Below are 23552 nucleotides of genomic sequence, written 5' to 3'. Positions count from 1 at the left end.
ATGATGAGAGCTATCACCATGACACCGGATGTGGCGTCGTTCTTCGACCTGTGCCCGACGGTCATGCTGCTATTCGAAATTGACGGCTTTCGCATCGTCGTAGCCAATGCAGCAGCGGTCGAAAAATACGGCTATACCCGCGAAGAACTTACGACGATGACCATACTGGATTTGCGGCCACCAGAGGATGTGCCGCGGATTACCCGCTTTGCCAGCCGCCTGATGGACGGAACCGATACCAGTGGGCGCTCGCGCCATATAACGAAGAATGGTGATGTCTTTTGCACTGAGGTGCATACCCGCGTGGTCGAACTAGAAGGCAGATTGTGCAAACTTGCCTCTGTTTATGACGTCACGCAGCAAGTGGAGCTGGAAGGGGCAACGCGTAAACGTCTCGCACAAGCGGCCGCGCATGCGCACGCCACCGATGCGAAAGCGCGCCATTTCGCGCAGCTGTTCAACTTGGCGCCCGGCTGTCTTGTGGTGCTCGCCCCCGAGGATTTCGAGGTGGTCGCGATCACAGAGGATTACCTGGCCCTCACGGGGCAGACGCGAATGCAGGTGATTGGCCACCCGTATTTTCGACCCGCCCAGGAGGATGGACAGACATCTGAGCCAGATAAATCAGAGGCCCTGCTCGCCTCGCTGCGCCACGTGGTCAGCTCGGGGCACATGAAGGTCATGCATGTCGCGCGACTGCCGTTCGCTAGATCGGCCAGCGCAAGAGTAGATACGCGGGGCTGGTCGGTTGTGCTTATGCCCATCTTGGCGCCTGACGGGACCGTGGCGATGGTGTTGCTCGCCGCAACTGAAGCAGGGGACGAAAGGGCAAGATACGAGGCCGCGACGGCCGATTCCCCGCAGCTGTTTGGCGAAAAGATACAGTCGCATGAGGTCGCGCATCTGTCACAGCGTCTGGCAGAGTATGAGGCGCTCACGCGGATCAACGAGCGGTTACTACATGTCCATATCTGGCGCCTCGATGTCGAAAGCTGGCGGCTTGAATGGTCTGATGCGCTGTTCGATCTGCTGGGCCTTCAAATCGCCACTCAAGCGCCCACCTTCAACGAATACATAGAGATGGTGCATCCAGACGATCGCAACGCCATGATTGCGTCTTACTGTGCAGATCTTGACTCGGCGCAGACGGAGTTCACATTTGACCACCGGATCATACGTCCGGACGGGCAGATAGTTCATCTGGTCGGCGCAGCAGAGCGGATCACCGTGGGTGGGCGCACGTTTTTCAGCGGTGTGGTGCAGGATGTCACGCGCGAGCGTAAGATCGAAGCAAACCTGCGCCGGTCACAAAAACTTGCGGCACTTGGTCAGCTTGCTGGCGGCATCGCACATGATTTCAATAACCTGCTTACGGTCGTCCTTGGCAATACCGAACAGTTGCTCGAAAACCTTGATGATCACGATGATCTGCGCGCGATGGCCGCTTTGGCCGTACGTGCGGCCGAACGCGGCGCTGCGCTAACAAATCGGCTGCTGGCTTTCGCCCGACAGCAGCCGCTGGAACCGGTAGCAAGTGATATGAATGCCAGGATCGTGTCGATGGCACCCTTGTTGCGCCACAGCCTTGGCGAAAATGTTGACCTGCAGCTCGTATTGACTGATGATCTGTGGTTCGCCGAGATAGACACCGCACAGTTCGAGGCAGCATTACTTAATCTCGCTCTGAATGCCCGTGATGCCATGCCGTCGGGAGGCACACTCAGCATTAAAACCGCCAACGCTTACATGGATGCCAAGAGCGCAGCGCTGGTGGACACTGAAGAGGGTGACTTTGTTGTCATCTCGGTAACCGACACGGGCAACGGTATGATGCCCGAGATCACCGAACGGGTCTTGGAGCCGTTTTTCACAACCAAAGAGGATGGTAGCGGACTGGGACTACCGATGGTTTACGGCTTCCTGTGCCAGTCTGGCGGTGCGCTCAACATTTATAGCGACCTCGGCGAAGGCACGACCGTCGAGATGTATTTGCCGCGAAGCTGGGGGAAGATGGATACAGCCCATGTGCCTCCTGAGCAGTCAGAGGCCACCCTTCCCGTTGGGCAGGAGCATATCCTTGTGGTCGAGAATGATGCATTTGTGCGCCAGCACGTGGTCATATTAGTACGCAGTCTCGGCTACCGTCACAGCGAGGCAGAGAATGCCGAAACGGCCCTCGAGGTGCTTCGAGACACCGACGATATTGACCTGCTGTTCACCGATATCATCATGCCGGGTAAAATGAACGGCCGGGAACTCGCCGCAGCTGCGCTGCGCTTTCGCCCCGAACTTCGCGTACTCTACACCTCTGGATACGCCGAGAATGCTATCCTTCAACAGAGTCCGCTTGGTCTGAGCGCGGAGCTGCTCCCGAAGCCCTATCGGCGCAATGAACTGGCGCTCAAGCTACGCGCCGTGCTGGACCGGACCATGGCCGGGCCGTGAAGCATCCGAGCGCGGTCTGCTTCGTCCTTTGGAATGGGATTGAGCATCGGCCCCCAGCGTTGCCACTATCAGTCCATTTGCGCCATTCCCATCGCGACCGGGATGCTTTCACGACCTCAGCGTCGCTCGTTTTCGCAGAAGGGCTAAAGGATCTCTCGATCCAGAAGCCTTGCACCAGCTGTGGCGGCTTCCACGCGATTGCATGCCCCCAGAACACGAAAGACGGCTGACAGGTGAAACTTGATCGTGCCTTCGCTCAGCCCGAGGATACGCGCCATTGCCTTGTTCGACTTGCCTTCGATCAGCAGTTTCAGAACCTCATGCTGGCGCGGTGTCATTCCGGACGGACAGCACCCTACAAGTGTCTGCGGGGGCTCTTCTGAACCCGGGGGGTGAGCCGTGCTATTGTCGGTGATGGCAAGCTCTGGAAAGAATGGCGGCAGATAAACGTCACCCCGGCAGATCAGGCGGATAGCGCGTGCCAGTTCCGAAACGCCAAGCCCCTTGTTGATGTAGCCTTGCATGCCGATGCTGAGCGCCGTCAGAATATCATTTCGATCACGTGACCCCGTCACGACAGCAACCCGGATCTCGGGGAAACACTTCCTGATGGTTCTTAGACTTTGCCAGTTATCCGTGCCCGGCATGTTCAGATCGACGAGCGCGACCTCGATTTCACGACACCCTGACGTTTCTTCCACGGCCTCATCGAAAGAGCTGGCAAATACAACATTTGAAAACCCGAGTCTGTCGCACAAGACGTTGCCAAGCGCGATCCGAAAGAACTCGTCATCGTCCGCGACCAATGCCGTTCTGCCGACCCCGGAGATATTTCCATTCATTTCCAAATCAGCACGCCCTCTATCTGTACAAACAGCGCTTTTTCCTGCGCGAATGTGTGTGATGCGATCCGCTAGTTTGATGTGCCGGAACTAGGCCAACTATACTGTCTTTTTGGTCCACTTTCGGCCAGGGCCGTCAGCAGTGATGTTCACACCGGTGGCGCGTTGCGCCTGACGAGTGTTCATCACGATCCTCCGTCTTCTTAGGACAATTCCGGCACTGAAAGTGCGCAGTGTCGAACGGGTTGGCCGCGTGCTGCCAAACAGGTTGTCGCTCGCGACAATGTTACACAACTATAGATTGTGTTTTGCTATTTGCAACTCAATATTTTAATTTTGCATAGTTTTTCGCGCCGAAAAATGGCAGCCGACACCTGCCCACGGTCCAAAGCCCCCGATAAAGGATCACGCCGTGCGTCGATAATTCTGGAAATGCGCAATGATCAGATTGTCAGTGGCTGGCGCCAGACCACATGACAACACGTGCTGTCGCGCAACCGATCCTTGTCACCTGTCCGGGCGTGTCAGCAGGCGCTGGGCGCCATTCCCGTGACGCACGATCCAGTCTCAGCGTATCGGCACGCGGCGATCGACACTCAGCATCAAACGCCTATGGTTCAGGCTAGGAATGGTCAGGTTAACCGGATGACGTATCAGTACTGTGCGAAAATCGACGCCCTGAGAGCTCTCGGTGCCGAACGTGATCTGTAAATCCGATGATGCAAAGGCCATTGCATCTCGCAGGGCAAGCTCCACCTCGGCGTTTGATATGGCCGGGTTCATCATGATCTGCCTCGCTGCGCGATCTGCTGCATAGGACATCTCATTGCGCATATGCAGCCCCCGACCAAATTCGATGATTCCGAGGAAAAGCACGATTGCAACCAAACCCACCAGCGCAAATTCGACAGCGGCCGCGCCACTTTCAGACTGTCGGAAATGGCGCAAGCGCGCGCTCATCGCACCTGCACCCAAAGCTCGCGCGTTTGCGAAAACCTTGGCAGGAACAACGCATCATAGGTTTTCGTTGCCGACAGGACATAGAAGATCCCGGTGGGTGTGTCCCCGTCACAGGTGGTGCCACGCTCGACGGGCGTGGATGGCGCTTCCGGGCAGGCGTGCAAAACTGTGACATTGAGCGCGAGCGCGGTGTCGTCTTCTGATATGGCTGCTACTTTCATGGTCTTTTCTGCGGTTGTGCGCAGGACCTGATCAACGGCGGACTCGCCTATATCCTCAGCGGCACCCTGGGCCCCTGCCCGCAAGACATGCCCGATGGTCATCCGCTCGGAAATCGCAAGGCCAATATCAACCATCGCCAGAAGCGCGAAGGTCAGCATGGGCGCAATAAGGGCGAATTCGACAGCCGAAACACCCCGGTCATCGTGCAGAAAGGCGCGCAGCCTGCGTCGCGCAACGGTCCTGTTATAGGTTAACGTATGTTGAGGCTGGGAACCCATTGGCTGCGGTACATCCTGAAATCGCATGCACGGGCTTCAGAGCTCGGGGGTGTCGTCCATAGCGGACCCGCGCAGGGCCCATGCTACAGGCTCGGGATGCGCAAACCCACTTGATCTGACGGACTGGCCATATGGCCAGGTTCAAGCTGCCGACACACAATTCATGGAGCGTTTGCAGCGTGATGGGGCATTTCCACCCAGCAATGCAGCGCCAGTTCCGGCGACACTCGCCCGCCTGGCTGGCCAGATGTCCAGCCCATCAGTCCAACTATATCGGTGCAGCCGAATCAGTGCAGCCTTTCTCTCGACGCTGATGGTTCGGCGTTGGCCATGTCCCGGAGATGCCAACGTGCGTCTATCTGGGAACTCCCCCTCGTACCGAAGGATAGGAACACAGCAATGAAAAACCTCATCACTCGCTTCAAGAACGACGAATCCGGCGCAACTGCAATCGAATATGGTCTGATCGCGGCGCTGATTTCGGTCGGTCTCGTTAGTGTACTTGTCATATTCGGCCCGCAATTGGCCGGAATCTTCACAAGCATCGGTGATCAGATTCCCTGACGGTCCCGCATAAGACCCAAGCATTGCATATCGGCGGGGTCCAGCTCGCCGATATGTGCGGGCCCGTTCGGACCCGGCGGCAATGACGGACGCGCTTGCAACTCGAAAGGACGACACATGTTACGCGGATTCATCCTTCTTGTGGCCCTGAGCGCCGGCGCTATCGCCGCATGGATGTCGATGGGGGCAACGGGCGCATTGACGGCGGCAACCGCGCATGAAGAAGCTGAACCAATCCCCCGCATGACAGAGGTCCTTGTCGCCTCTACTGACCTTGCCACTGGCACGCTGGTGAACCCGAATGCCCTGCGCTGGCAGGCCTGGCCCGAAGCGGCGCTCAACCCCGCCTTCATCACACGCGAACACCGCCCCGATGCCGTGCAGGACATAGACGGGCTGGTTGTCCGCAGCGGCTTGCTTGCTGGCGAGCCGATCCATGACGCGAGACTTTCGGCTGCAGATGCGGGAGCGTTGTCGGTCATGCTCGCGCCTGGCAAACGCGCCGTCGCAGTTCGGGTCAGCGCGGAGAACAGCGCGGGCGGCTTCGTCCTGCCGAATGACCGCGTCGATATCCTGCTGACGACAGCGCAAACGAACTCAGGCGGGAGAAGCAACGCCACAAGCACCGTCATCCTGAAAAACGTCAAGGTTCTTGCCGTCGATCAGATGAGTGACGGTGTCAACGAAGCGGTCGTCGGAAAAACCGCAACGCTGGAGCTGACCCCGGCAGAGGTCGAGATCCTGACCGCCGCCGAAGCCTCGGGCGCCTTGTCACTTGCGCTGCGGTCACTGTCGGACAGCTATGAGAACGCCGAAGTCGTGATTGCCGAGAGGCGAACCGTGCGGATTCGTCGCGGCGGGAAAATGGATGTGGTCGAACTCGAATGACGGCTGTCACACCGGAACTGGATTTTTGATCGGATCGAAGATGAAACACGCCCCGCTGAAACTAGAGCCTGACACAATGGTCGGCATGCCACGGATCCAGCCAGTGGGCCGGACGCCGCATATCTCTATGCACGCTTATTGCGAAACGCCGACTCTGGCGGCCTCGATGCGGCGTGCGGCCAGTGACCGGCGCCTTTATCGGGCAACATCCGACATAAGGCTGGGCGGGATCAGCGCGGCGATTGCACATTACCGCGACAATCCAACCCCGGATCTGCTGATCCTCGAAAGTACTGCTGCGCGCGATGAGCTGCTCTCGGATCTGACGAGGCTCGCGCCTGTATGCGACAGCCGGACCAAGGTTATCGTGGTAGGCAGGTCCAACGACATCGGGCTATTTCGCGAACTAATGTCAGGCGGTATCGCGGAGTATCTGATTGCCCCGATGGATGCACTGACCATCATCGGCGCTGTACTGAGGTTGTTTCCGGAAGAGAACGGAACACGCATTGGCAAGGTCCACGCCGTGATCGGCACCAAGGGAGGGGTCGGATCGTCCGTGCTGGCGCAGAACCTTGCATGGACAGTGTCGCGAACCACACATGCCACGCTGCTTGCCGATCTGGACCTGCAGTTCGGAACTGCAGCGCTGAACTGCAATATCGATTGCCCGACCGGGTTTGCCGAGCAGCTACCCGACCAGGGGGATCGGCTTGACGGAGCGCTTCTGGAAAGGCTGCTGTTCAAGCATGGGCCTGGCCTGAGCGTGCTACCCTGTGCAACCAGGGCGCAAATCGCCAGCGATCCGGATCTGGCCATAATCGAAAAGGTGCTTGATCTGGCACGGAGCACGTTTCCGCATGTGGTGCTGGATCTGCCACATGCGTGGTCGCCGATGGTGCGCAGCGCACTGCTGACTGCGGATGATATCACTTTAGTTGCCGAGCCAGACCTGGCCAATCTGCGCAATGCGCGTTGCCTGCTCGATTTCCTCAGGCAGGTGCGGCCGAATGACCCCCTTCCGCGACTGGTCATCAACAGGGTGGGCATGCCCAGACGCAAGGAAATACCCCCGAAGAAATTTGCCTCCGCTTTGGAGATCCCGCTCGCAGCAAAGATTGATGATGACCCGGTCGTGTTCAGCGCAGCTGCGGCAAATGGGCAGATGCTCTGCCAAGTCTCGCGCAAGGCGGCGGTCGCGCCGGCACTCGAATGCCTTGCCCGGCAGTTAACCGGCGCGGCTGCTCGAAAGAGACGCAAAGGGTTCTGGGGGTTCTGGGCGCGCTAGCAAGCGCTGCGTCTGGACCGGGGGATTGTCCGGGCGTCGGTCCAACGACGCCCTATCGAGGAGTGCGCCAGATGTTTGGCAAAAGACGTGAGTTCACGCCTGCTGTTGCGCCGACACCAACAGATGCCGCCCCACTGAAGGTGGTGGCAGGAAATGTTCAACCCGCTGCTGCGCCGGTCGAAGACACGCGCACATCGGAATCGCAAAGGGCCAAGGCCTATTACGACCTCAAGCGCGAGATTTTTTCCGCCCTCCTCGAAACGATCGATGTGGCGCAGCTTGGGAACATGGAGGTTGAAGAGGCCCGGCGCGAGGTCAGCGGTATCGCAAACGACATCCTGGCGGCGAAGAAGGCGGTCATTTCGACCGCCGTTCAGGAGGAGCTGGTATCCGACATCTGTGATGATGTGCTGGGCTACGGGCCGCTAGAACCGCTGCTCGCCCGCGATGACATTTCTGACATTATGGTCAACGGGGACAACTACATCTTCATTGAGACTGGCGGAAAGGTCACTCAAACCAACATCCGGTTTCGCGACAACTCACAGCTTCTCAATGTCTGTCAAAGGATCGTCAGTCAGGTTGGCCGACGGGTAGACGAGTCGAGCCCGATCTGTGACGCGCGCCTGCCCGATGGCAGCCGCGTCAATGTCATAGCGCCGCCCCTTGCACTCGAGGGGCCCACCCTGACAATCCGGCGGTTCAAGAAAGACAAGCTGACGCTGGATCAACTAGTCGAACTCGGCGCGATCACCTCGGAGGGAGCCGAAATACTCAAGATAATCGGTCGAGTCAGGTGCAATATCCTCATTTCGGGCGGCACCGGATCCGGCAAGACCACACTTCTCAATTGCCTGACCCGATATGCCGAATCTGACGAACGCATCATCACATGCGAGGATTCGGCCGAATTGCAGCTGCAGCAGCCGCATGTTGTCCGACTGGAAACCCGACCCCCAAATATCGAAGGGGTCGGTGAGATCACGATGCGGCAACTGGTCAAGAACTGCCTGCGCATGCGACCAGAGCGCATCATTGTCGGCGAGGTGCGCGGCCCTGAAGCCTTCGATTTGCTGCAGGCGATGAATACCGGCCATGACGGTTCCATGGGGACGCTGCACGCCAACAGCCCGCGAGAGGCGTTGTCGCGGCTGGAGTCGATGATCACGATGGGCGGCTTTTCACTCCCGATGAAGACGGTCCGCGAGATGGCCGTGTCCTCGATCGATGTGATCGTGCAGGCAGCACGCCTGCGCGACGGGTCGCGGCGGATCACGCATATCACCGAGGTCATCGGGCTCGAAGGCGATGTGCCGATTACCCAGGATCTCTTCGTCTACGACATGATGGGCGAGGATGCCCAGGGCAAGATCATCGGCCGGCACCGCTCGACCGGGATCGGACGCCCGGCGTTCTGGGACAAGGCCCGATACTACGGAGAAGACGAGCGTCTGACTGCCGCACTCGCGACCGCGCATGCGTCCGATTCGTAAACCGCCCGCCAGAAGTAAGGATATAGAATGTCCCTGTCTGCCAATGCGTCCATGGTACTGATCTCGCTGCTGACCGCGCTATGCGTGGGCGGCTTGCTGTTTGCGGCATTCCAGCCGCAACTGGCCAGCGCCGCTCGGACGCGGCGCCGCTTCGGGATGGTGCTGGGTACGCGCAGGCCAACCGCAGCACGGCATGCAGCCAGTGACGGCAAACGCCGCAGGCGCTCCGTGGAAGAAACCTTGCGCGAGATAGAGGAAAAGCAGAAGGCGGTCGCTAGAAGCCGCTCGCGCAAAAGCTTGCAAAGCCGACTTGTTGAATCGGGGCTGAGTTGGTCCAGAAAGACATTCTGGGGCGTCTGCATTGCAACGGCGACTGCGGTCTTGCTGGTGATTTGGGCCACAACTGGCCTTGCGCTTCCAACCGCTGCGGTCCTGTCAGTGTTGGCCGGCATCGTGCTGCCCGAAGCATATCTTCGCTTTCGCAGAAACCGCCGTCTTGCGGCATTTGCCGTGCAGTTCCCCGACGCTGTCGATGTGATCGTGCGCGGCGTCAAGTCGGGGATGCCGCTGGCAGATTGCATCAGAGTGGTTGCGTTCGAGGGGCAGGAACCCGTCCGAAGCGAGTTTGCGACCATCATGGATGATCAGACCCTAGGTGTGCCGATGCAGGAAGCCGTTCAGCGGATGGCAGACCGGGTTTTTCTGCCGGAAACAAATTTCTTGTCCATCGTCATCACGATCCAGAGCCGCTCTGGCGGGAACTTGACCGAAGCCCTGGGCAACCTGTCCACGGTGCTCAGAGAACGCAAGAAAATGCGCGCCAAGATCAAATCCATGAGCGCCGAGGCCAAAGCGTCAGGCTGGATCATCGGGGCACTGCCGGTGATCGTCGCGTCACTGCTCTTTGTCACCAGTCCCGAATACATCTCGCTGCTCTTCACCACGATGATCGGCAAGGTAGTTCTAGCCTTTAGCGGGTTCTGGATGCTGACGGGTGTGTTGATCATGCGCAAGATGATCAATTTCGATTTTTAGGATGACCACGATGATACTCGAAACCGTTTTTGCCCAGAGTGACCTTGTGGTGACGATCTCTGCAGCACTGGCGCTATTTTGCGGCGTCATCGTTCTGGGATGGCCTTACCTTGTCCGCGATCCCCTGACACAGCGCATGAAACAAGTCTTGGACACGCGCGTAAGAGACAATGTTCGCCACAGATTTCAGGCGACCGAGGGCAAAAAACGGAGGCTGCTGCGCAGCGAACCGAGCAAGATGCTTGCGGCGATCGTCGAACGATTCAATCTCTCGCGGCAACTGAAAGACGGGATGACCGTGCAGTTGCTCAGGACAGCCGGATTTCGTGGCCGCTCCCCCGTCATCACCTTTCTCGCAATGCGCGTTCTGATGCCGGTCTGTGTTGTGGGCGTGGTCGCGTTCTATACCTTCGTGGTCATCAAGCCGGAAGTCCATCTCATAGCAATTCTCGCGATTATCTTGTTTGCTGGTTATCTGGGCTATTTCTTGCCCCTGATCTATGTGAAGAACAGGATCGCAAAGCGCCAGCAATCGATCAAACAAAGCTGGCCCGACGCGCTCGACCTGCTGCTGATCTGTGTCGAATCCGGCATGAGCAGTGAACACGCGTTCCGTAAGGTGGCCGACGAGATTGGCGAACAGTCAAAGGAACTCGCTGAAGAACTGTCGCTGACCACAGCCGAGCTGTCATTCTTATCGGATCGGCGGACGGCCTATGAAAACCTTGGCAAACGGACTGATCTGGATGAGGTCAGGGCCGTTGTGTCGGGGCTGATGCAATCCGAGAAATACGGCACATCACTTGGTCATGCGCTGCGCGTCCTCGCCGAAGAGAACCGCGCCATGCGCATGAGCGAGGCAGAGAAAAAGGCCGCCGCACTTCCCCCGAAGCTGACCGTGCCGATGATCATCTTCTTCCTGCCGGTCCTGTTCGCCGTCGTAATCACACCCGCCGCAATCCAGATCATCAACAACTGAGTCAGCCCCAGCAGTAGTTATCGGAGACGACACCATGTTCGAGCACACTCAATCTGCTAACCGTCAGTCTGGCATCCACCCCGCGAAATCCGCGTTGCGCGCCAGGGTCGCTCAGCGCCTCGCAGCGTTTGGCAATGATGACGCCGGTGGCGTTGCAATCATGGCGACGCTTTTGATGCCTGTGTTGGTTCTTGGCATGGGTCTGGGGGCTGAAACCGGCTACCACTATATGACGCAACGCAATTTGCAACACGCCGCGGATCTAGCGGCCCATGCCGGCGGTGTTCGGTTGCGTGCCGGGGACAGCACCTTGGAAATACACTCCGCTGCCTTGCATATCGCCACGACCGCTGGGTTCGGGGCAGAGTTCGACAGCTTTGATCTGAATACACCGCCTTCCAGCGGTCCCAATGTCGGCAACGCGGATTCCGTCGAAGTTCTGCTGACGAGAAACCAACCGAGGTTCTTCTCTGCGATACTTAGCATTGAGCCAGTCCAAATTAGTGCGCGCGCTGTGGCGCAGGTCACGCCCTCAGACACAGCAGCCTGTGTTCTGGCGCTTGCCCCCACGCAGTCCCGCGCCATCACCGTCAGCGGGAATACCGACGTCTCGCTCGATGGGTGTGATGTCGCCTCCAATTCACACGCGTCCGATGCATTCTGGATGGCAAATTCATCGGCAAATCTGACCGTTGGCTGTGTGCATTCGGTGGGCGGTTCTGTCAGCAGCACCAACCTGCGTCTTCTGGACTGCGTGGCACCCAATGATTACGCGCCCCAAGTGCGCGATCCATATGCAGACCTTGAAGAGCCCAATGTCAATGTTGTTCCCTGCGAAACAAACACCAATGTGTCAGTGTTCGAGGCAACGCATTCGCATCCAAGCGGAGTTCCGGCGATGCGGATCTGCGGTGGGCTGGATATCAGAAGCCAGGTTTCATTCAAGCCCGGCCTTTACATTATCGATGGCGGTGATCTGTCGTTGAACGCAAATGCCGACGTCTCTCCCGCCGAGGCGGGCATGTCCGTTGAGGGGGCGACCTTCTTCCTCACTGGAAACTCCAGACTCATGCTTTCTGGGAATGGCGGCCTAAACATGCAAGCACCGACATCCGGCCCATACGACGGGATTCTCGTATTTGCCAGCCGCAGCCAGAGCGGGCTAACTCACCAAATCCGCGGGAATTCCGGATCGACGACCCAGGGAGCACTCTATGCGCCCACCTCCAAGATCAGCTTCAGCGGGAATTCAACAACCACCAATGGCTGCACGCAAGTGATCGGCTATTCGGTCGAGTTCACGGGAAACTCAACACTGCGATCGACCTGCGCCACCTTCAATGCACGGAGGATCGAAACAAATGTCATGGTTAGAATTGTGGAATGACAGCTGAAGAGAGAGCACAGATGTGCGTTCATGTAGTTTTCGGCTTCAGCAAACACGCGATTGCGTCGTGAGTGACGAAGGCCGCCGTGCGCGCGCGTGCAAACTCGCTATGGAATTGCGCACCGGTAGCACATGCATGCTGCAAATCAGAACAGGCGCTGCCCAACGCTTCGAACCCCATAATACCCGCTCGTGCGACCACTAAATGCGCGCACTGAAACAGATGATCGCGGTCCACATCTGATGCAAATTTGTGCAGAAAGTTCTCTTCAAGGATCGATAAGAGCTCTTTCAACGCCGCTTGCGTTGGCTCACTCCCGAGCAAATGGCGCGCCTCTTCAAAGAGTTCCGGGACGAGAACCTTCTGCGGCAAAGCCGAATTTGATCCCTTGGAAACCCCAATAGATCGTGACAGCGTCGCTTCCATGTTGCGTATGTTCTTGAAGTCATTTGTCAGAGTCATTGACGGTTGCCTGATTGCACTATGCGTTGAGCCGAATCGGCTGATCCCGAAAGGTGCAGGACGTTCTCAAGGCAGATTTTCGCCTCAGCTCCGGCGCCACCCCTTTTATCATCGGTTGATCAGATTTGGCCTTATCTAGCTACTTCCGTCAAGCTGAGCAACAGGTGATGTGGCAAATTTCGTGAAGCGTGAAATATGGCGTTGACATGTCTCGAATCGATACCTAGATATGACTCAACACATCACACATCACGGAATTTGCCACATGCGGAAAATCATCAAAGAGTATCGCCAGATCTGCAGCGCCGAAGGCGTTGCTCTGCTCGACATCAAACCGCGCGGCCATCACTACGCCCTCCATTTCGAAAGAGGGTTCCTCATCGCGGCCTCCACACCCTCTGATGACCGCGCGCGCCACAACCTGCGCGCAGCGATCCGCCGCCTGCACGCCTGAAGGAACTTGAACATGAACCCTACGAGCCGACCAGAAACGTTGACAGCCGAGGGTCGCCGTCAGTTATGGATTGAACGTGACATGTCCGGGGACGGCGACGAAAATGACTGGGAATACAGCGCAGAGCTGCATGATATCCTTGCCTCACGATTTCGCACTATCGAGGTTATCCTGGGAAAGGAAACGGCCGCACCTCACCTCCTCAAAATGCTCCCCTGCCATAATGTCAGGTCCGATGACTGGGAGGTAATTCTTGACGAATACTGGCCAGCGAGTTGGCTCGAAACAAACGGGGGTCGTCTTATTGACGACGCAGGGCTGTACGGTCGGTATGGGGTTACTCCGGCAGACGTCACACCAAGCGCGCGAAGGCAGTGGGTTGATGCGCTTGGCACACGGCTGGAAGCGTTCCGTAGCCTCGCACTCTCCGGGTCGCATGGCATCGTTTCCCGTATCATCAACCTCGCGATCTCACGCCACGCAATCGATACGGGTGAGGGAGAGGTTGACCTCACTTCTCTCGCAATCCTTGGTGGCGTCACCGAAGGTCGGATCCGGAATATTCTGTCCAGCGGCGAAGGCGGTCTTGAAAAGATCGGCCAGCGCGTGACGGCCACCAGTGCCGCCGCATGGCTGAAGGGGCGCAAGGAGTTCTTTGCCTCGATCTGGCAGCAGCCTGACGATGAAGCGCCCGAGGCGCCGAGCCCGGATTTCTCCGATGAGGTAGTCTTTGTCCCGGTTGCGGCCGACGGCAGCCACTTCCATCCTGGCCTCGCGCGCAATGGCAAGTTCAGGATCGGCTCGAAGGAAGAAGATGTTCCTTACGACACCTTCGAGGAGGCTCTTGCTGCCCTCCAGAAGATGGCCACTCCGCGCTGGCGCCGCCCGAATGATGCAGGCAACTGGGGTATTGTTTCGGGCCGCGACTGGAAGCGCATCGAGCGCCGCCAGTTGATGTCAATGTGATCAGGAATCGAATTATGCGTTATTCTGCCGAAGACCTGCTTTCCGCGCTGCTTGAAGCCGCGCCCCGCCCTACCGTTCAGGCACCGCGCGATGCACGTGGCATTTACGGGCTCATCGATCACAACGGTGATTTGCGGTATATTGGCTCCACGAGTTCAACGGATCAGACCTTTTACGAACGGATCCACCAGCGCCATCGCACCGGATCCGAGGGCATGAGCCATTACTTCTCGCAGATGTACAATACCGGTCGCATGTGGCGTGATCGCATGGACGCGCTGACCAAGGCGGATGGGGATATCGCCAAGGCGTTGCGCAACGAATTCGTCGTCGATCACTGCCGCGCTGTCTGGCTGCCCTTGCCCGACACGGCAGATATCGCGAGGCTGGAGGCTGAGGTTCTGTCCCTTGCACCGGAACACGCCATCGCGTGGAACCGGCGGAAGATGAATTCTTATGACGAGCCCGTGGATCTTGTCTCGGCAACGCTTCATCGCCTTGGATGGGGCACGACGGAATTGGCGGCCATCGAGCGGCAGCGCCAGCGCTTTCTGTCAACGCTGACTGGTCCGAGCATGCAAACAAGGTCTACGCCCAAGCCCTCGCCCGTCCGGCAAACGCGAGTGCCCGCCTTCCCGAAGGGCCCGTTCCGCTTCTTCGCTCTGGATGTCGAGACTGCAAACAATGACCGTGGCAGCATTTGCCAGATTGGTGTTGCCTGCGTACGCCCGGACAATTCCATCGAGACATGGGTGACCTATGTCGATCCTCAGGTCGACCATTGGATCTTTACATATCTGCACGGGATCAGCGCCCGGACAGTTCGGAGTGCTCCGACATTTGCCGACGTGCTGCCGATCCTTCGGGATGCGCTGGATGGCGCGACGATCTACCAGCATTCGGGTTTTGATCGCAGCGCGGTTGCTGCTGCTTGTGGCAACAGCTGTCTGCCGGTCCCACAGTGGCAGTGGCGCGATAGCGTGCGGGTTGCTCGCGCAGCCTGGCCCGAGTTGCGTGGCAATGGTGGGCATGGCCTCGCAAGCCTCAAAAAGCATCTTGGACTGACATTTGATCACCATGATGCAGGTGAAGACGCGCGTGCCGCCGCCGAAGTGGTCTTGCGCGCAGAGATCTCTCAGCCTGCGGTCTCACGCAGCATCGTGCATAAAGCGTCGGCTTCGGCTCAGGACGCTGATGACTTCGATCTGATCGAGAGTTTCGATGACATTGCCGTCGTGCGCGACAAGCCCGCAGTGGCGGATACTCATTCAATGCCGGACGCGAACACTCCGGCAGCGCGCATCATCGGCACTGTGGAAATCACGCAGGGAAACATCGACCACAACCATATCTATCTGCGGAGCTTATTCGACAAGTTTCCAGCCGAGGCGATCAGTGGGGCAAACCGTGCAGAAGCGGCCAAGTGTGAGATTGCCGTTCACTGGGGCGCGGGCAATATCGTCATGACGGACCTCGACGGCAAGAAGAAGTTCTTTCGCAAGCGCGGCTGGATCAGGGAGTTCTTCTCGCGCAACCACACGCGGCCCGGTGACATGGTGGCGATAGAGCAGATCGATGCCTATAGCTACCGCCTCACCATGCACAAACGGGGCTGAAACACATCACACCGCATGGCATTGTCTTTACCTATGGGCGGGCGCCAGGCGCGGCCCATAGGCGCCCGCCAAGCCGCTACGCGAATTTGATGAACAGCTCATCCTCGAGCCCGAGCTCGGTCAGGATGAATTTCATCCTCTCGAACTTAGTTGTGGAATCAACGTTGCCTTCGACAAAATACCCCTCGCCCACCTGCACCGACTGCCGCAGGCTGCCGGCATCAGCGGTCAACTGGATGCGATCACCGAGTTTCGTGCCATGGAACGCGTCGGGCTGTTCCGAAAGCAGATGCTGGATGACCTCGACATAGAGACGGCTGACCTGTGTGACCCAGAGGCGGTTGCCAAGGAATACCGCATATTCCAGCTTCTTGAACTTCGGCTCTTCCGCCTCGAAAATGTTGACCTCTTCCGCATCCGGGCCAACCAGTACATCCACGCTGGGCGCAGGCCAGACTTCCAGAAAGCGCTGGGCGATGCGCTCGGCCCGCGCTTCGATCTGTTCCACGTTCCAGTGATCAAGGGTCTGCAAATCGCGGTTGAGCCAGAGGCGGCTGAAACGGTAGCCCTGCTCTCCGCCGCCCTCGTTCATGTCGCGCTTCTCGGCAAAGGTCTTATTGCCAAGGCGGCCGTTATTGCCCGACAGCGTCAGATTGCCGATCGTGTTCAGATACTGCTCACCCATGGCGGCATAGTCATCCTCATCGACCGTGTTGCGCCATTCCAGATCAGGGTTCTGCGGGAAGATATGCTCGATGGTGATGCCGGGCACGGTCACATCGACGATCTCGCGATTGTTGTGGTTCTCCAGCCGGTCGAAGAAATAGGTGCGCGTGCGCCCTTTCATGCTGTACAAGTCCTTCTCTTTCAGGACAGCCAGCACCTCGGCATCGCGCGGGAAGCGCTGCGTGCCACCGCGCTGCATCAGCGCGCGCTGGTTCGAGACCAGATATTCCTCCGGGTCGACCCGGTCATAGAGCCCCATGAAGATCTTGTTCAGCGCATTGGTCGGCAGGCCCAGAATGGCGCGACGCCAGACATAGCTTTGCACCAGGCGCAGCACGGCCGCGAAATCATCGCGCGAGATCACCCCCGACTGAAAATCCCGGTAGACCGGCATCAGGAACGGGTAGGACACATTAATCTCGAGCGTGCGGATATAGCCCAGCTCGCGCGCGATCACGGCGTCGGTTTCCATGTCAGGGTTCAGCAGGCGCGCATAGACATTCGACAACTCGCGGATCTCAACCAGCGCCTCCATCAGCTCGGGCGAGCTGGGCACCGGAAATCGCTCCTTGAACTTGGCATAGACCGCGCCCTTGTTGGGAATGTCCTTTTGCTTCAGCGTCAGGTAATCCCTGATGAAATCCGACACACGACTTTCATTCACTTCGAGATTGCGGGCGTTGCGTTCGATCGGCTCCCAGTACTTGCGAAACACCTGCTCCTGTTCCTTGCGCGGCAAGCCCATCAGGATGTAGTTGCGGATCAGGTCTGCCTGCGAAAGCTCCAGCCCCGTCGAGTTCAGGCTCTCGAAGATGCGCTGCGGATTGTCCTTCTGGCGGTCGAGCGCGATGTTGACAAAGATCAGCTTCGACAGCCCCTTCAGCACGGTCGCCACATTGGACGCATCGATCCGGCTCTGGAAGAAACGGAAATTCTCGATCAGCCGCGAATAACCGCTGACCTTGACCGCCTCCTGTGGGTCCATCATCTGCGTCAGTGCGGCCTTGTTGTTGTCGGTGGGTTTGAGCTTCAGCTTCTCGGCATCTTCGGCAAATTCATTGATCAGATAGGTCTTGTAGATGCGCTGGGCTTCGCGCTCTTCGCCTGCGGCCAGGAAATGCCGGTAGATCGCGATATAGATCAGGGTCAGCGTGGTCAGGCGCTGTTGTCCATCGATGATTGTGAATTCCTGCAGCGCTGCGACCGCATGCACATCATCATGGATATAGACGATGCTGCCAATGAAATGCCCTGGCTGGTCATCGTCCGCGCCGACAGCCAGAATGTCCTTGAAGAGCTGCGCGCATTGCGTCTTCGCCCAGTCGTAATTGCGCTGGTAGACTGGAATGGCGAACGCGGTCTCGTTGCTGCCGAGGAACCGATCAACCTTGGTCTCTGCTGCCTTCATGAAATGCCCCAGATTTAACTGTTTGTTAATTTCCTATCCGGGTGACGCCCCAGAGTCACGCGCCCGCACCATCGTCATCCTGTAGGACACGGCGGCAGTGAGGGGCTTTGGGTGGGTTTCAAACGAACTAGCCGAGATAACAGCTGTCCAGCTATTGCCATTTGGCAATTAATCTATACTTTAAAGCCAAAGGAGAGCATCATGCAGTTCGCTACGGTTCAGCCAGTCGCCGCACGTCCTGACCTGCCTGTCATCACCGACGAGGAGGCCGCAGCGCTGGCGCGGGCCACGGTCAACCTGTTCCGCCTCTGGGGCCTGAGTGATGCAGAGGCGCGCACCCTTCTGGGCGACATGGCCCCGCGCACATGGGCGCGCTGGAAAGCGGGCGATATCGGGCGCATCGACCGCGACCTGCGCGCGCGCATGGCGATCCTGATGGGTATCCACAAGGCGCTGCGCTACCTCTTCACCGACCCCGCACGCGGCTACGGCTGGATCCGCAAGCCCAGCGCGGCTTTCGGGGGGCGCAGCGCGCTCGACATCATGCTGCGCGGCGAGATCACCGATCTGATCGAGCTGCGCGCCTATCTCGATGCCGAGCGGGGGGCGTGGTGACTCCACCCCTCCGCCGCATCACATGGCCCCGCACCTCCCGCATCATCCGCTCGATCCATCCGCCCATCGACCTCTTCGAGGATATCGCCGATCCCGCCGACTGGGAGGCACTGGCCTCTGCCGAAGCCAAATTCAACCCGCGCATCCGCGACAGTATCGGCACTCTCTCGAAAGTGCCGGTCGCGCGCCGCGTGACAGGCCCCGGCGCAAGCTGGGTCATGGCGCCCTTCGTCCATTGCTCGCCCCTGCGACCGGGGCGCTTCTCGGATGGCCGTTTCGGCCTCTACTATGCTGGCGACCGCACCGAAGTGGCGATTGCCGAGACCATCCACCACCACACCCGCTTCATGCGCGCGACCGAAGAGCCCCCCGGCTGGACCGCGCAATTCCGCGAGTTGATCGGCGCCATAGATACCGATCTCGATGACGCCACAGGCCGCGCCGATCTGCTCGACCCTGACGACTATCGCCCCTCGCAGCGCTTCGGCGCCGCGCGCCGCGCCGCCGGGTCAAACGGCATCACCTGGCCCAGCGTTCGCTATCCGGGCGGGCATTGCATCGCGGTGTTCTGGCCCGATGTGATCCCGATTCCGGTGCAGGGCGGACATCTCGCGTATCACTGGGACGGCGAGGCGGTGGACTTCATCAAACGGCTGGAAACAGGCGAAGTGTGGGAGGTGACGTGACGCCGCTCGAACCTATCAAATCGCTGGGCTCTCAACTGAGAGAAGATTTGCATCCGCGTAATGCCGATGGCTCGTTGCAGGTCAATCCGATGCGAATTAGGGTCCCGATTAGATATGTGCCGCAAGGGCTCGGATTTCTGAAGATATTTCCGACACTGACCGTTCCGGCGCTAAGGTAAGGACAGCAGTGTAGAACCATGAACCAAGCCGCCCACAACAAGCTCATCTCCTTCATCTGGTCCATTGCAGACGACTGCCTTCGCGACGTCTATGTGCGCGGCAAATATCGGGACGTGATCCTGCCGATGGTCGTTCTGCGCCGTCTGGACACGCTTCTTGAGCCGACAAAGGCGGCTGTGCTGGAAGAGGTCCGGTTCCAGCGCGAGGAGATGAAAGCCACGGAACTGGACGATGCCCCTCTAACCGCGGCTGCCGGCTATGTGTTCTACAACACCAGCAAGTGGACGCTAAAGCAGCTCTACGCGACCGCGACCAACAACGAGCAGATACTGCTTGCCAACGTCGAGGAATATCTCGGCGGCTTCAGCGACAACGTCAAAGAGATCATCGCCCGATTCAAGCTGCTCGAGCAGATGCGGCACATGGCGAACAAGCATGTCCTGCTCGACGTCCTCGAAAAATTCATCTCGCCCAACATCAACCTGACGCCTCATGACGCCGAAGACCCCGACGGCAACATGATGCCGGGCCTGTCCAACCTCGGCATGGGCTATGTCTTCGAGGAGCTGATCCGCAAGTTCAACGAAGAGAACAACGAGGAAGCCGGGGAACACTTCACCCCGCGTGAGGTGATCCACCTGATGACCCACCTCATCTTCGACCCCATCAGCGGCCAGTTGCCACCGGTGATGACGATCTACGACCCGGCCTGTGGCAGCGGCGGCATGCTGACTGAGGCGCAGAATTATATCAAGGAACCCGAAGGCCCCATCGCAGCCAAGGGCGATGTTTATCTCTACGGCAAGGAAATCAACGACGAGACCTACGCCATCTGCAAATCCGACATGATGATCAAGGGCAACAATCCCGAGAACATCAAGGTCGGCTCGACCCTGTCGACCGATGAATTCTCTGGCCATCGCTTCGATTTCATGCTGTCGAACCCGCCCTATGGCAAAAGCTGGAGCAGCGAGCTCAAGCACATCAAGAATGGCAAGGACGTCATCGACCCGCGCTTTCAGGTCGATCTGGCAAATTACTGGGGCAAGGTGGAAACCGTCGATGCCACCCCCCGTTCCAGCGACGGCCAGCTTCTGTTTCTGATGGAAATGGTGGGCAAGATGAAGCCCATCGCCAACAGCGCCATCGGGGCGCGCATCGCGTCCGTCCACAATGGCTCCAGCCTGTTCACCGGCGATGCGGGCAGCGGCGAATCCAACATCCGCCGCTTCATCATCGAAAACGACATGCTGGACACCATCATCCAGCTGCCGAACAACCTGTTCTACAACACCGGCATCACCACCTATATCTGGCTGCTGACCAACGCCAAGCCCGAGGTGCGGCGGCGCAAGGTGCAGCTGATCGACGCCAACCTGATGTTCCGCAAGCTGCGCAAGAACCTTGGCGACAAGAACTGCGAGTTCGCGCCCGAACATATCGACCAGATCACCGCCGCCTATCTCGCTTTCCAGCCCATCGAGCGCCAGCTGGACGCCAACGGCGATCCCACCGGCGTCGCGGTGCAGATATTCGACAACACCGATTTCGGCTATCACAAGGTCACCATCGAGCGCCCGGACCGCCGCCGCGCACAGTTCAGCGCGGAGAGGCTGAAACCCCTGCGCTTCGACAAGTCCCTGCGCGAGCCGATGGAGCATCTGTGGGCCGAGCATGGCGACAAGGTCTACGAGTCCGGCTTCCTGAAAACCGAGGCCAAGGCGATCCAGGCCTGGTGCGAGGAGCAGGAGATCGCGCTGAACGCCAAGCAGCGCGCCAAACTGGTCGACAGTGCTCTCTGGTTGCGCCAGCGCGATCTGATCGGGGTCGGCCATCAGCTGATGCAGGCCGTCGGCACCGAGGAAACGGCGGATTTCAACGCCTTCCGCGACCGGGTGGCCAAGGTGCTGAAGGCCCGCAAGATCAAGCTGACCGCGACCGAGAAGAACGCGATCCTGAACGCGGTCAGCTGGTATGACGACGACGCCGAGAAGGTCATCGGCAAGATCCTGACCTTCACCCGGTCCGAACTGGAGGAGGTCGCGGCGCGGCTGGGCTGCCACATCGACGAACTGGGCGACTTCGGCCTCTATGCGCAGCCTGATGGCAGCTGGCTGACCTATGAGGCCAGCACCGACCTGCGCGACAGCGAGGCGGTGCCGCTGAAGGACAGCATCCACCGCTATTTCAAGGCCGAGGTAAAACCGCATGTGTCCGAGGCCTGGATCAACCTCGACACGGTCAAGATTGGCTACGAGATCAGCTTCAACAAGTATTTCTACCGCCACAAGCCGCTGCGCGCGCTGGAAGAGGTGACGCAGTACATTCTGGCATTGGAGGAAAAGGCCGATGGGCTGATCGCGGATATTCTGGGGGTGAAGGTGGCCACGAAGCTGGAGCCCGCGGAATGAACACCGCAGCTTATCCGAAATATGACAGCTACAAGGACAGCGGCGTCGAGTGGATCGGCGAAGTCCCCGCCGGCTGGCACGTCGAGCCGGGCCGTCAGTGCCTGTATGAAAACAAAGACAAGAACACCGGTATGAAGGAAAGCACCGTGCTTTCTCTCAGCTATGGCCGTGTGATCGTAAAGGACGAGGACAAGCTGACCGGTCTGGTTCCGGAAAGCTTCGAGACCTATCAGATAGTCCAACCCGGCGACATCATCATTCGCGGCACCGACCTGCAGAATGATATGACGAGCCTGCGCACGGGTTTGGCGCGGGATACGGGCATCATCACGTCGGCATACATCAATCTGCGGCCCAAAGCCGAAATTGACCCAGTTTTCCTGCACTATCTGCTGCATTCCTACGACGTGAAGAAAGTATTCTACGCGCTCGGCTCGGGGCTTCGGCAGAACCTCTCCTACGACGACTTCAAATACCTGCGCCTGCCCATCCCCTCGCCCGAGGAACAACGCGCCATCGCGGCGTTTCTGGATGAGAAATGCGCCAAGGTGGACGAGGCGGTGCGGATCAAGGAAGAGCAGATCGCGCTTCTGCGCGAGCGGCGGCAGATCCTGATCCAGCAGGCCGTCACCCGCGGCCTGAACCCCGCCGCCCCCATGAAGGACAGCGGCATCGACTGGATCGGCCAAATCCCCGCGCATTGGGTGGTTGTTCCGATAATGGCTGTTGGAGACGTAATCGACCCAAATCCTAGCCACCGAAACCCAGAGTACGTAGAGGACGGTTTCCCGTTCATCTCAACGCAGGAGTTCCGCCCCGACGGCACGATAGAAATTGATACTCCGCGTCGAGTGTCCACAAAGACGGTTGAAGAACAAGAAGCGCGCTGCCATTTTTCTCAAGGATCACTCGTGTTCTCCCGCAAGGGAACCATTGGGGCAGTAAGAATTCTTCCATCTGGGGTGAGATTGGGAATTCTAGACTCCCTTTGTGTTATCAATCCGAAAAAACGAGTAGATCCAGAATTCTTATACTGGTCCCTATCTTCAGACTACTTGGCAGCTCAGTATGGCCCAACTCTGCGAGGTGCGGCTCTGCCTCAGCTTAGTGTCGGACGGGTTAGGTCATTGAAAATCATTTTGCCGCCGAAGAGTGAGCAGCCTTCGCTTGTTGAGCATATCGCTCGTGAAGCGGGGAAAGTGGATTCCGCTATACGCCTCAAGGAAGAGCAGATCGCCGCACTCAAGGAATACAAGACCAGCCTGATCAACGCGGCGGTCACGGGCAAGATCAAGGTAAGCTAGTAGGAGTTTGAAAACATGAACCCCGCCGAGAAACTGTATGATGATCTTGTTCGTCAAATCGAAGCAGACTGTGCAAATAAGAATTATTCTGGCTCACTAGAGCTTTGCCAATCTTCAGGAATGCAGGGTGGAGAGAAGCCCTATGGCGCGATGGGGCAGCACTTTGTCTATGACTTGGAATTTGAAAACGGTGACAGGGTGGAGTTCGAATTCAAATGGTACGACAAGTCAAAGCCATTTTCGATCCAGCCCGACATCCATCGGTTTAGCGTCTCCTACAAACCCAAGGGTGGCAAGCCGAGGTCGCATTCGAATGCATATGGAGAGTGAGTAGCAAGGGGG

At 58.4% G+C, this 23552-nt stretch carries 21 protein-coding genes; 16 read left to right on the top strand and 5 right to left on the bottom strand.

Features of this window, described 5'->3' with window-relative positions:
- Window positions 1–18 precede the first annotated feature (18 nt).
- Window positions 19–2445, top strand: coding sequence for a PAS domain S-box protein (locus BG457_RS01390; protein ID WP_071795167.1), 2427 nt, complete (start codon window positions 19–21; stop codon window positions 2443–2445).
- Window positions 2446–2588: 143 nt separating this feature from the next.
- On the opposite strand, the gene BG457_RS01385 is transcribed toward BG457_RS01390, so the two are convergent.
- From BG457_RS01385 to BG457_RS01375, 3 genes are all read right to left on the bottom strand, one after another.
- Window positions 2589–3287: a response regulator gene (locus BG457_RS01385; RefSeq protein WP_071795166.1), complete on the bottom strand. Its 699-nt coding sequence runs from the start codon at window positions 3285–3287 to the stop codon at window positions 2589–2591.
- Between the two features lie 567 nt (window positions 3288–3854).
- On the bottom strand, window positions 3855–4247 hold the full coding sequence (locus tag BG457_RS01380; protein ID WP_071795165.1) for a TadE/TadG family type IV pilus assembly protein: 393 nt from the start codon (window positions 4245–4247) through the stop codon (window positions 3855–3857).
- Window positions 4244–4747, bottom strand: coding sequence for a TadE/TadG family type IV pilus assembly protein (locus tag BG457_RS01375; RefSeq protein ID WP_071795164.1), 504 nt, complete (start codon window positions 4745–4747; stop codon window positions 4244–4246). The genes BG457_RS01380 and BG457_RS01375 overlap by 4 nt, the downstream gene beginning before the upstream one ends.
- Before the next feature lie 399 nt (window positions 4748–5146).
- On the opposite strand from BG457_RS01375, the gene BG457_RS01370 reads away from it, so the two are divergent.
- The 7 genes from BG457_RS01370 to BG457_RS01340 all read left to right on the top strand — a co-directional run bounded on the left by BG457_RS01370 (window position 5147) and on the right by BG457_RS01340 (window position 12381).
- Window positions 5147–5311, top strand: coding sequence for a Flp family type IVb pilin (locus BG457_RS01370; protein WP_071795163.1), 165 nt, complete (start codon window positions 5147–5149; stop codon window positions 5309–5311).
- 117 nt (window positions 5312–5428) lie between these two features.
- Window positions 5429–6199 carry a Flp pilus assembly protein CpaB gene (cpaB, locus tag BG457_RS01365; protein WP_071795162.1) on the top strand — a complete coding sequence of 257 codons (771 nt, stop codon included), beginning with the start codon at window positions 5429–5431 and terminating at the stop codon, window positions 6197–6199.
- A 103-nt stretch (window positions 6200–6302) separates the two neighbouring features.
- Window positions 6303–7487: a CpaE/TadZ family protein gene (locus tag BG457_RS01360; protein WP_175546696.1), complete on the top strand. Its 1185-nt coding sequence runs from the start codon at window positions 6303–6305 to the stop codon at window positions 7485–7487.
- 71 nt (window positions 7488–7558) lie between these two features.
- On the top strand, window positions 7559–8980 hold the full coding sequence (locus tag BG457_RS01355; protein WP_071795434.1) for a TadA family conjugal transfer-associated ATPase: 1422 nt from the start codon (window positions 7559–7561) through the stop codon (window positions 8978–8980).
- Between the two features lie 228 nt (window positions 8981–9208).
- The gene (locus BG457_RS01350) at window positions 9209–10015 is read left to right on the top strand and encodes a type II secretion system F family protein (protein ID WP_217649477.1); all 807 of its coding nucleotides are present in this window, start codon (window positions 9209–9211) and stop codon (window positions 10013–10015) included.
- A gap of 10 nt (window positions 10016–10025) precedes the next feature.
- On the top strand, window positions 10026–10994 hold the full coding sequence (locus tag BG457_RS01345) for a type II secretion system F family protein (RefSeq protein WP_071795430.1): 969 nt from the start codon (window positions 10026–10028) through the stop codon (window positions 10992–10994).
- A gap of 34 nt (window positions 10995–11028) precedes the next feature.
- The gene (locus tag BG457_RS01340; RefSeq protein WP_071795159.1) at window positions 11029–12381 is read left to right on the top strand and encodes a pilus assembly protein TadG-related protein; all 1353 of its coding nucleotides are present in this window, start codon (window positions 11029–11031) and stop codon (window positions 12379–12381) included.
- 28 nt (window positions 12382–12409) lie between these two features.
- Here the strand turns inward: BG457_RS01340 and BG457_RS01335 are convergent, their stop codons facing one another.
- Complete coding sequence (locus BG457_RS01335; RefSeq protein WP_139257492.1) at window positions 12410–12808, bottom strand: hypothetical protein; 399 nt, start codon at window positions 12806–12808, stop codon at window positions 12410–12412.
- 301 nt (window positions 12809–13109) lie between these two features.
- Here BG457_RS01335 and BG457_RS19770 point away from each other — a divergent pair, with 301 nt between their 5' ends.
- From BG457_RS19770 to BG457_RS01320, 3 genes are read left to right on the top strand one after another with little or no spacing between them, the layout of a single operon-like run.
- Window positions 13110–13298 (top strand): hypothetical protein, encoded by a 189-nt coding sequence (locus tag BG457_RS19770; protein ID WP_139257491.1) that lies wholly within the window; start codon window positions 13110–13112, stop codon window positions 13296–13298.
- Between the two features lie 12 nt (window positions 13299–13310).
- Window positions 13311–14264 carry a hypothetical protein gene (locus BG457_RS01325; RefSeq protein ID WP_071795156.1) on the top strand — a complete coding sequence of 318 codons (954 nt, stop codon included), beginning with the start codon at window positions 13311–13313 and terminating at the stop codon, window positions 14262–14264.
- Window positions 14265–14278: 14 nt separating this feature from the next.
- Window positions 14279–15880, top strand: a complete 1602-nt coding sequence (locus BG457_RS01320; protein ID WP_071795155.1) for a 3'-5' exonuclease — start codon at window positions 14279–14281, stop codon at window positions 15878–15880.
- A gap of 76 nt (window positions 15881–15956) precedes the next feature.
- Here the strand turns inward: BG457_RS01320 and BG457_RS01315 are convergent, their stop codons facing one another.
- Window positions 15957–18014 carry a DUF262 domain-containing protein gene (locus tag BG457_RS01315; RefSeq protein ID WP_071795154.1) on the bottom strand — a complete coding sequence of 686 codons (2058 nt, stop codon included), beginning with the start codon at window positions 18012–18014 and terminating at the stop codon, window positions 15957–15959.
- 201 nt (window positions 18015–18215) lie between these two features.
- Between BG457_RS01315 and BG457_RS01310 the strand changes: the two genes are divergently transcribed.
- From BG457_RS01310 to BG457_RS01290, 5 genes are all read left to right on the top strand, one after another.
- A complete protein-coding gene (locus BG457_RS01310) occupies window positions 18216–18629 on the top strand; it encodes an MbcA/ParS/Xre antitoxin family protein (RefSeq protein ID WP_071795153.1) in 414 nt (137 codons plus the stop codon).
- Window positions 18626–19315 (top strand): RES family NAD+ phosphorylase, encoded by a 690-nt coding sequence (locus BG457_RS01305; RefSeq protein ID WP_217649476.1) that lies wholly within the window; start codon window positions 18626–18628, stop codon window positions 19313–19315. Before BG457_RS01310 ends, BG457_RS01305 begins: the two co-directional genes overlap by 4 nt.
- Before the next feature lie 197 nt (window positions 19316–19512).
- A complete protein-coding gene (locus BG457_RS01300) occupies window positions 19513–21906 on the top strand; it encodes a type I restriction-modification system subunit M (RefSeq protein WP_071795151.1) in 2394 nt (797 codons plus the stop codon).
- Window positions 21903–23210: a restriction endonuclease subunit S gene (locus tag BG457_RS01295; protein ID WP_071795150.1), complete on the top strand. Its 1308-nt coding sequence runs from the start codon at window positions 21903–21905 to the stop codon at window positions 23208–23210. The genes BG457_RS01300 and BG457_RS01295 overlap by 4 nt, the downstream gene beginning before the upstream one ends.
- Before the next feature lie 15 nt (window positions 23211–23225).
- The gene (locus tag BG457_RS01290; protein ID WP_139257490.1) at window positions 23226–23540 is read left to right on the top strand and encodes a hypothetical protein; all 315 of its coding nucleotides are present in this window, start codon (window positions 23226–23228) and stop codon (window positions 23538–23540) included.
- Window positions 23541–23552 lie beyond the last annotated feature (12 nt).

The organism is Natronohydrobacter thiooxidans (genome assembly GCF_001884735.1).
GTDB classification, from domain to species: domain Bacteria; phylum Pseudomonadota; class Alphaproteobacteria; order Rhodobacterales; family Rhodobacteraceae; genus Roseinatronobacter; species Roseinatronobacter thiooxidans_A.
Note: the sequence above shows the minus strand (reverse complement) of the source record. Positions and strands in the feature narration are given on the sequence as shown.

Bases quoted from the DNA above. Each gene is read 5' to 3' on its own strand.
- BG457_RS01390 (WP_071795167.1), top strand. From the start codon at position 19: ATGACACCGGATGTGGCGTCGTTCTTCGACCTGTGCCCGACGGTCATG.
- BG457_RS19770 (WP_139257491.1), top strand. From the start codon at position 13,110: ATGCGGAAAATCATCAAAGAGTATCGCCAGATCTGCAGCGCCGAAGGC.
- BG457_RS01320 (WP_071795155.1), top strand. From the start codon at position 14,279: ATGCGTTATTCTGCCGAAGACCTGCTTTCCGCGCTGCTTGAAGCCGCG.
- BG457_RS01385 (WP_071795166.1), bottom strand. From the start codon at position 3,287: ATGAATGGAAATATCTCCGGGGTCGGCAGAACGGCATTGGTCGCGGAC.
- BG457_RS01380 (WP_071795165.1), bottom strand. From the start codon at position 4,247: ATGAGCGCGCGCTTGCGCCATTTCCGACAGTCTGAAAGTGGCGCGGCC.
- BG457_RS01375 (WP_071795164.1), bottom strand. From the start codon at position 4,747: ATGGGTTCCCAGCCTCAACATACGTTAACCTATAACAGGACCGTTGCG.
- BG457_RS01295 (WP_071795150.1), top strand. From the start codon at position 21,903: ATGAACACCGCAGCTTATCCGAAATATGACAGCTACAAGGACAGCGGC.
- BG457_RS01335 (WP_139257492.1), bottom strand. From the start codon at position 12,808: ATGGAAGCGACGCTGTCACGATCTATTGGGGTTTCCAAGGGATCAAAT.
- BG457_RS01340 (WP_071795159.1), top strand. From the start codon at position 11,029: ATGTTCGAGCACACTCAATCTGCTAACCGTCAGTCTGGCATCCACCCC.
- BG457_RS01355 (WP_071795434.1), top strand. From the start codon at position 7,559: ATGTTTGGCAAAAGACGTGAGTTCACGCCTGCTGTTGCGCCGACACCA.
- BG457_RS01315 (WP_071795154.1), bottom strand. From the start codon at position 18,014: ATGAAGGCAGCAGAGACCAAGGTTGATCGGTTCCTCGGCAGCAACGAG.
- BG457_RS01300 (WP_071795151.1), top strand. From the start codon at position 19,513: ATGAACCAAGCCGCCCACAACAAGCTCATCTCCTTCATCTGGTCCATT.
- BG457_RS01290 (WP_139257490.1), top strand. From the start codon at position 23,226: ATGAACCCCGCCGAGAAACTGTATGATGATCTTGTTCGTCAAATCGAA.
- BG457_RS01325 (WP_071795156.1), top strand. From the start codon at position 13,311: ATGAACCCTACGAGCCGACCAGAAACGTTGACAGCCGAGGGTCGCCGT.
- cpaB (WP_071795162.1), top strand. From the start codon at position 5,429: ATGTTACGCGGATTCATCCTTCTTGTGGCCCTGAGCGCCGGCGCTATC.
- BG457_RS01370 (WP_071795163.1), top strand. From the start codon at position 5,147: ATGAAAAACCTCATCACTCGCTTCAAGAACGACGAATCCGGCGCAACT.
- BG457_RS01310 (WP_071795153.1), top strand. From the start codon at position 18,216: ATGCAGTTCGCTACGGTTCAGCCAGTCGCCGCACGTCCTGACCTGCCT.
- BG457_RS01345 (WP_071795430.1), top strand. From the start codon at position 10,026: ATGATACTCGAAACCGTTTTTGCCCAGAGTGACCTTGTGGTGACGATC.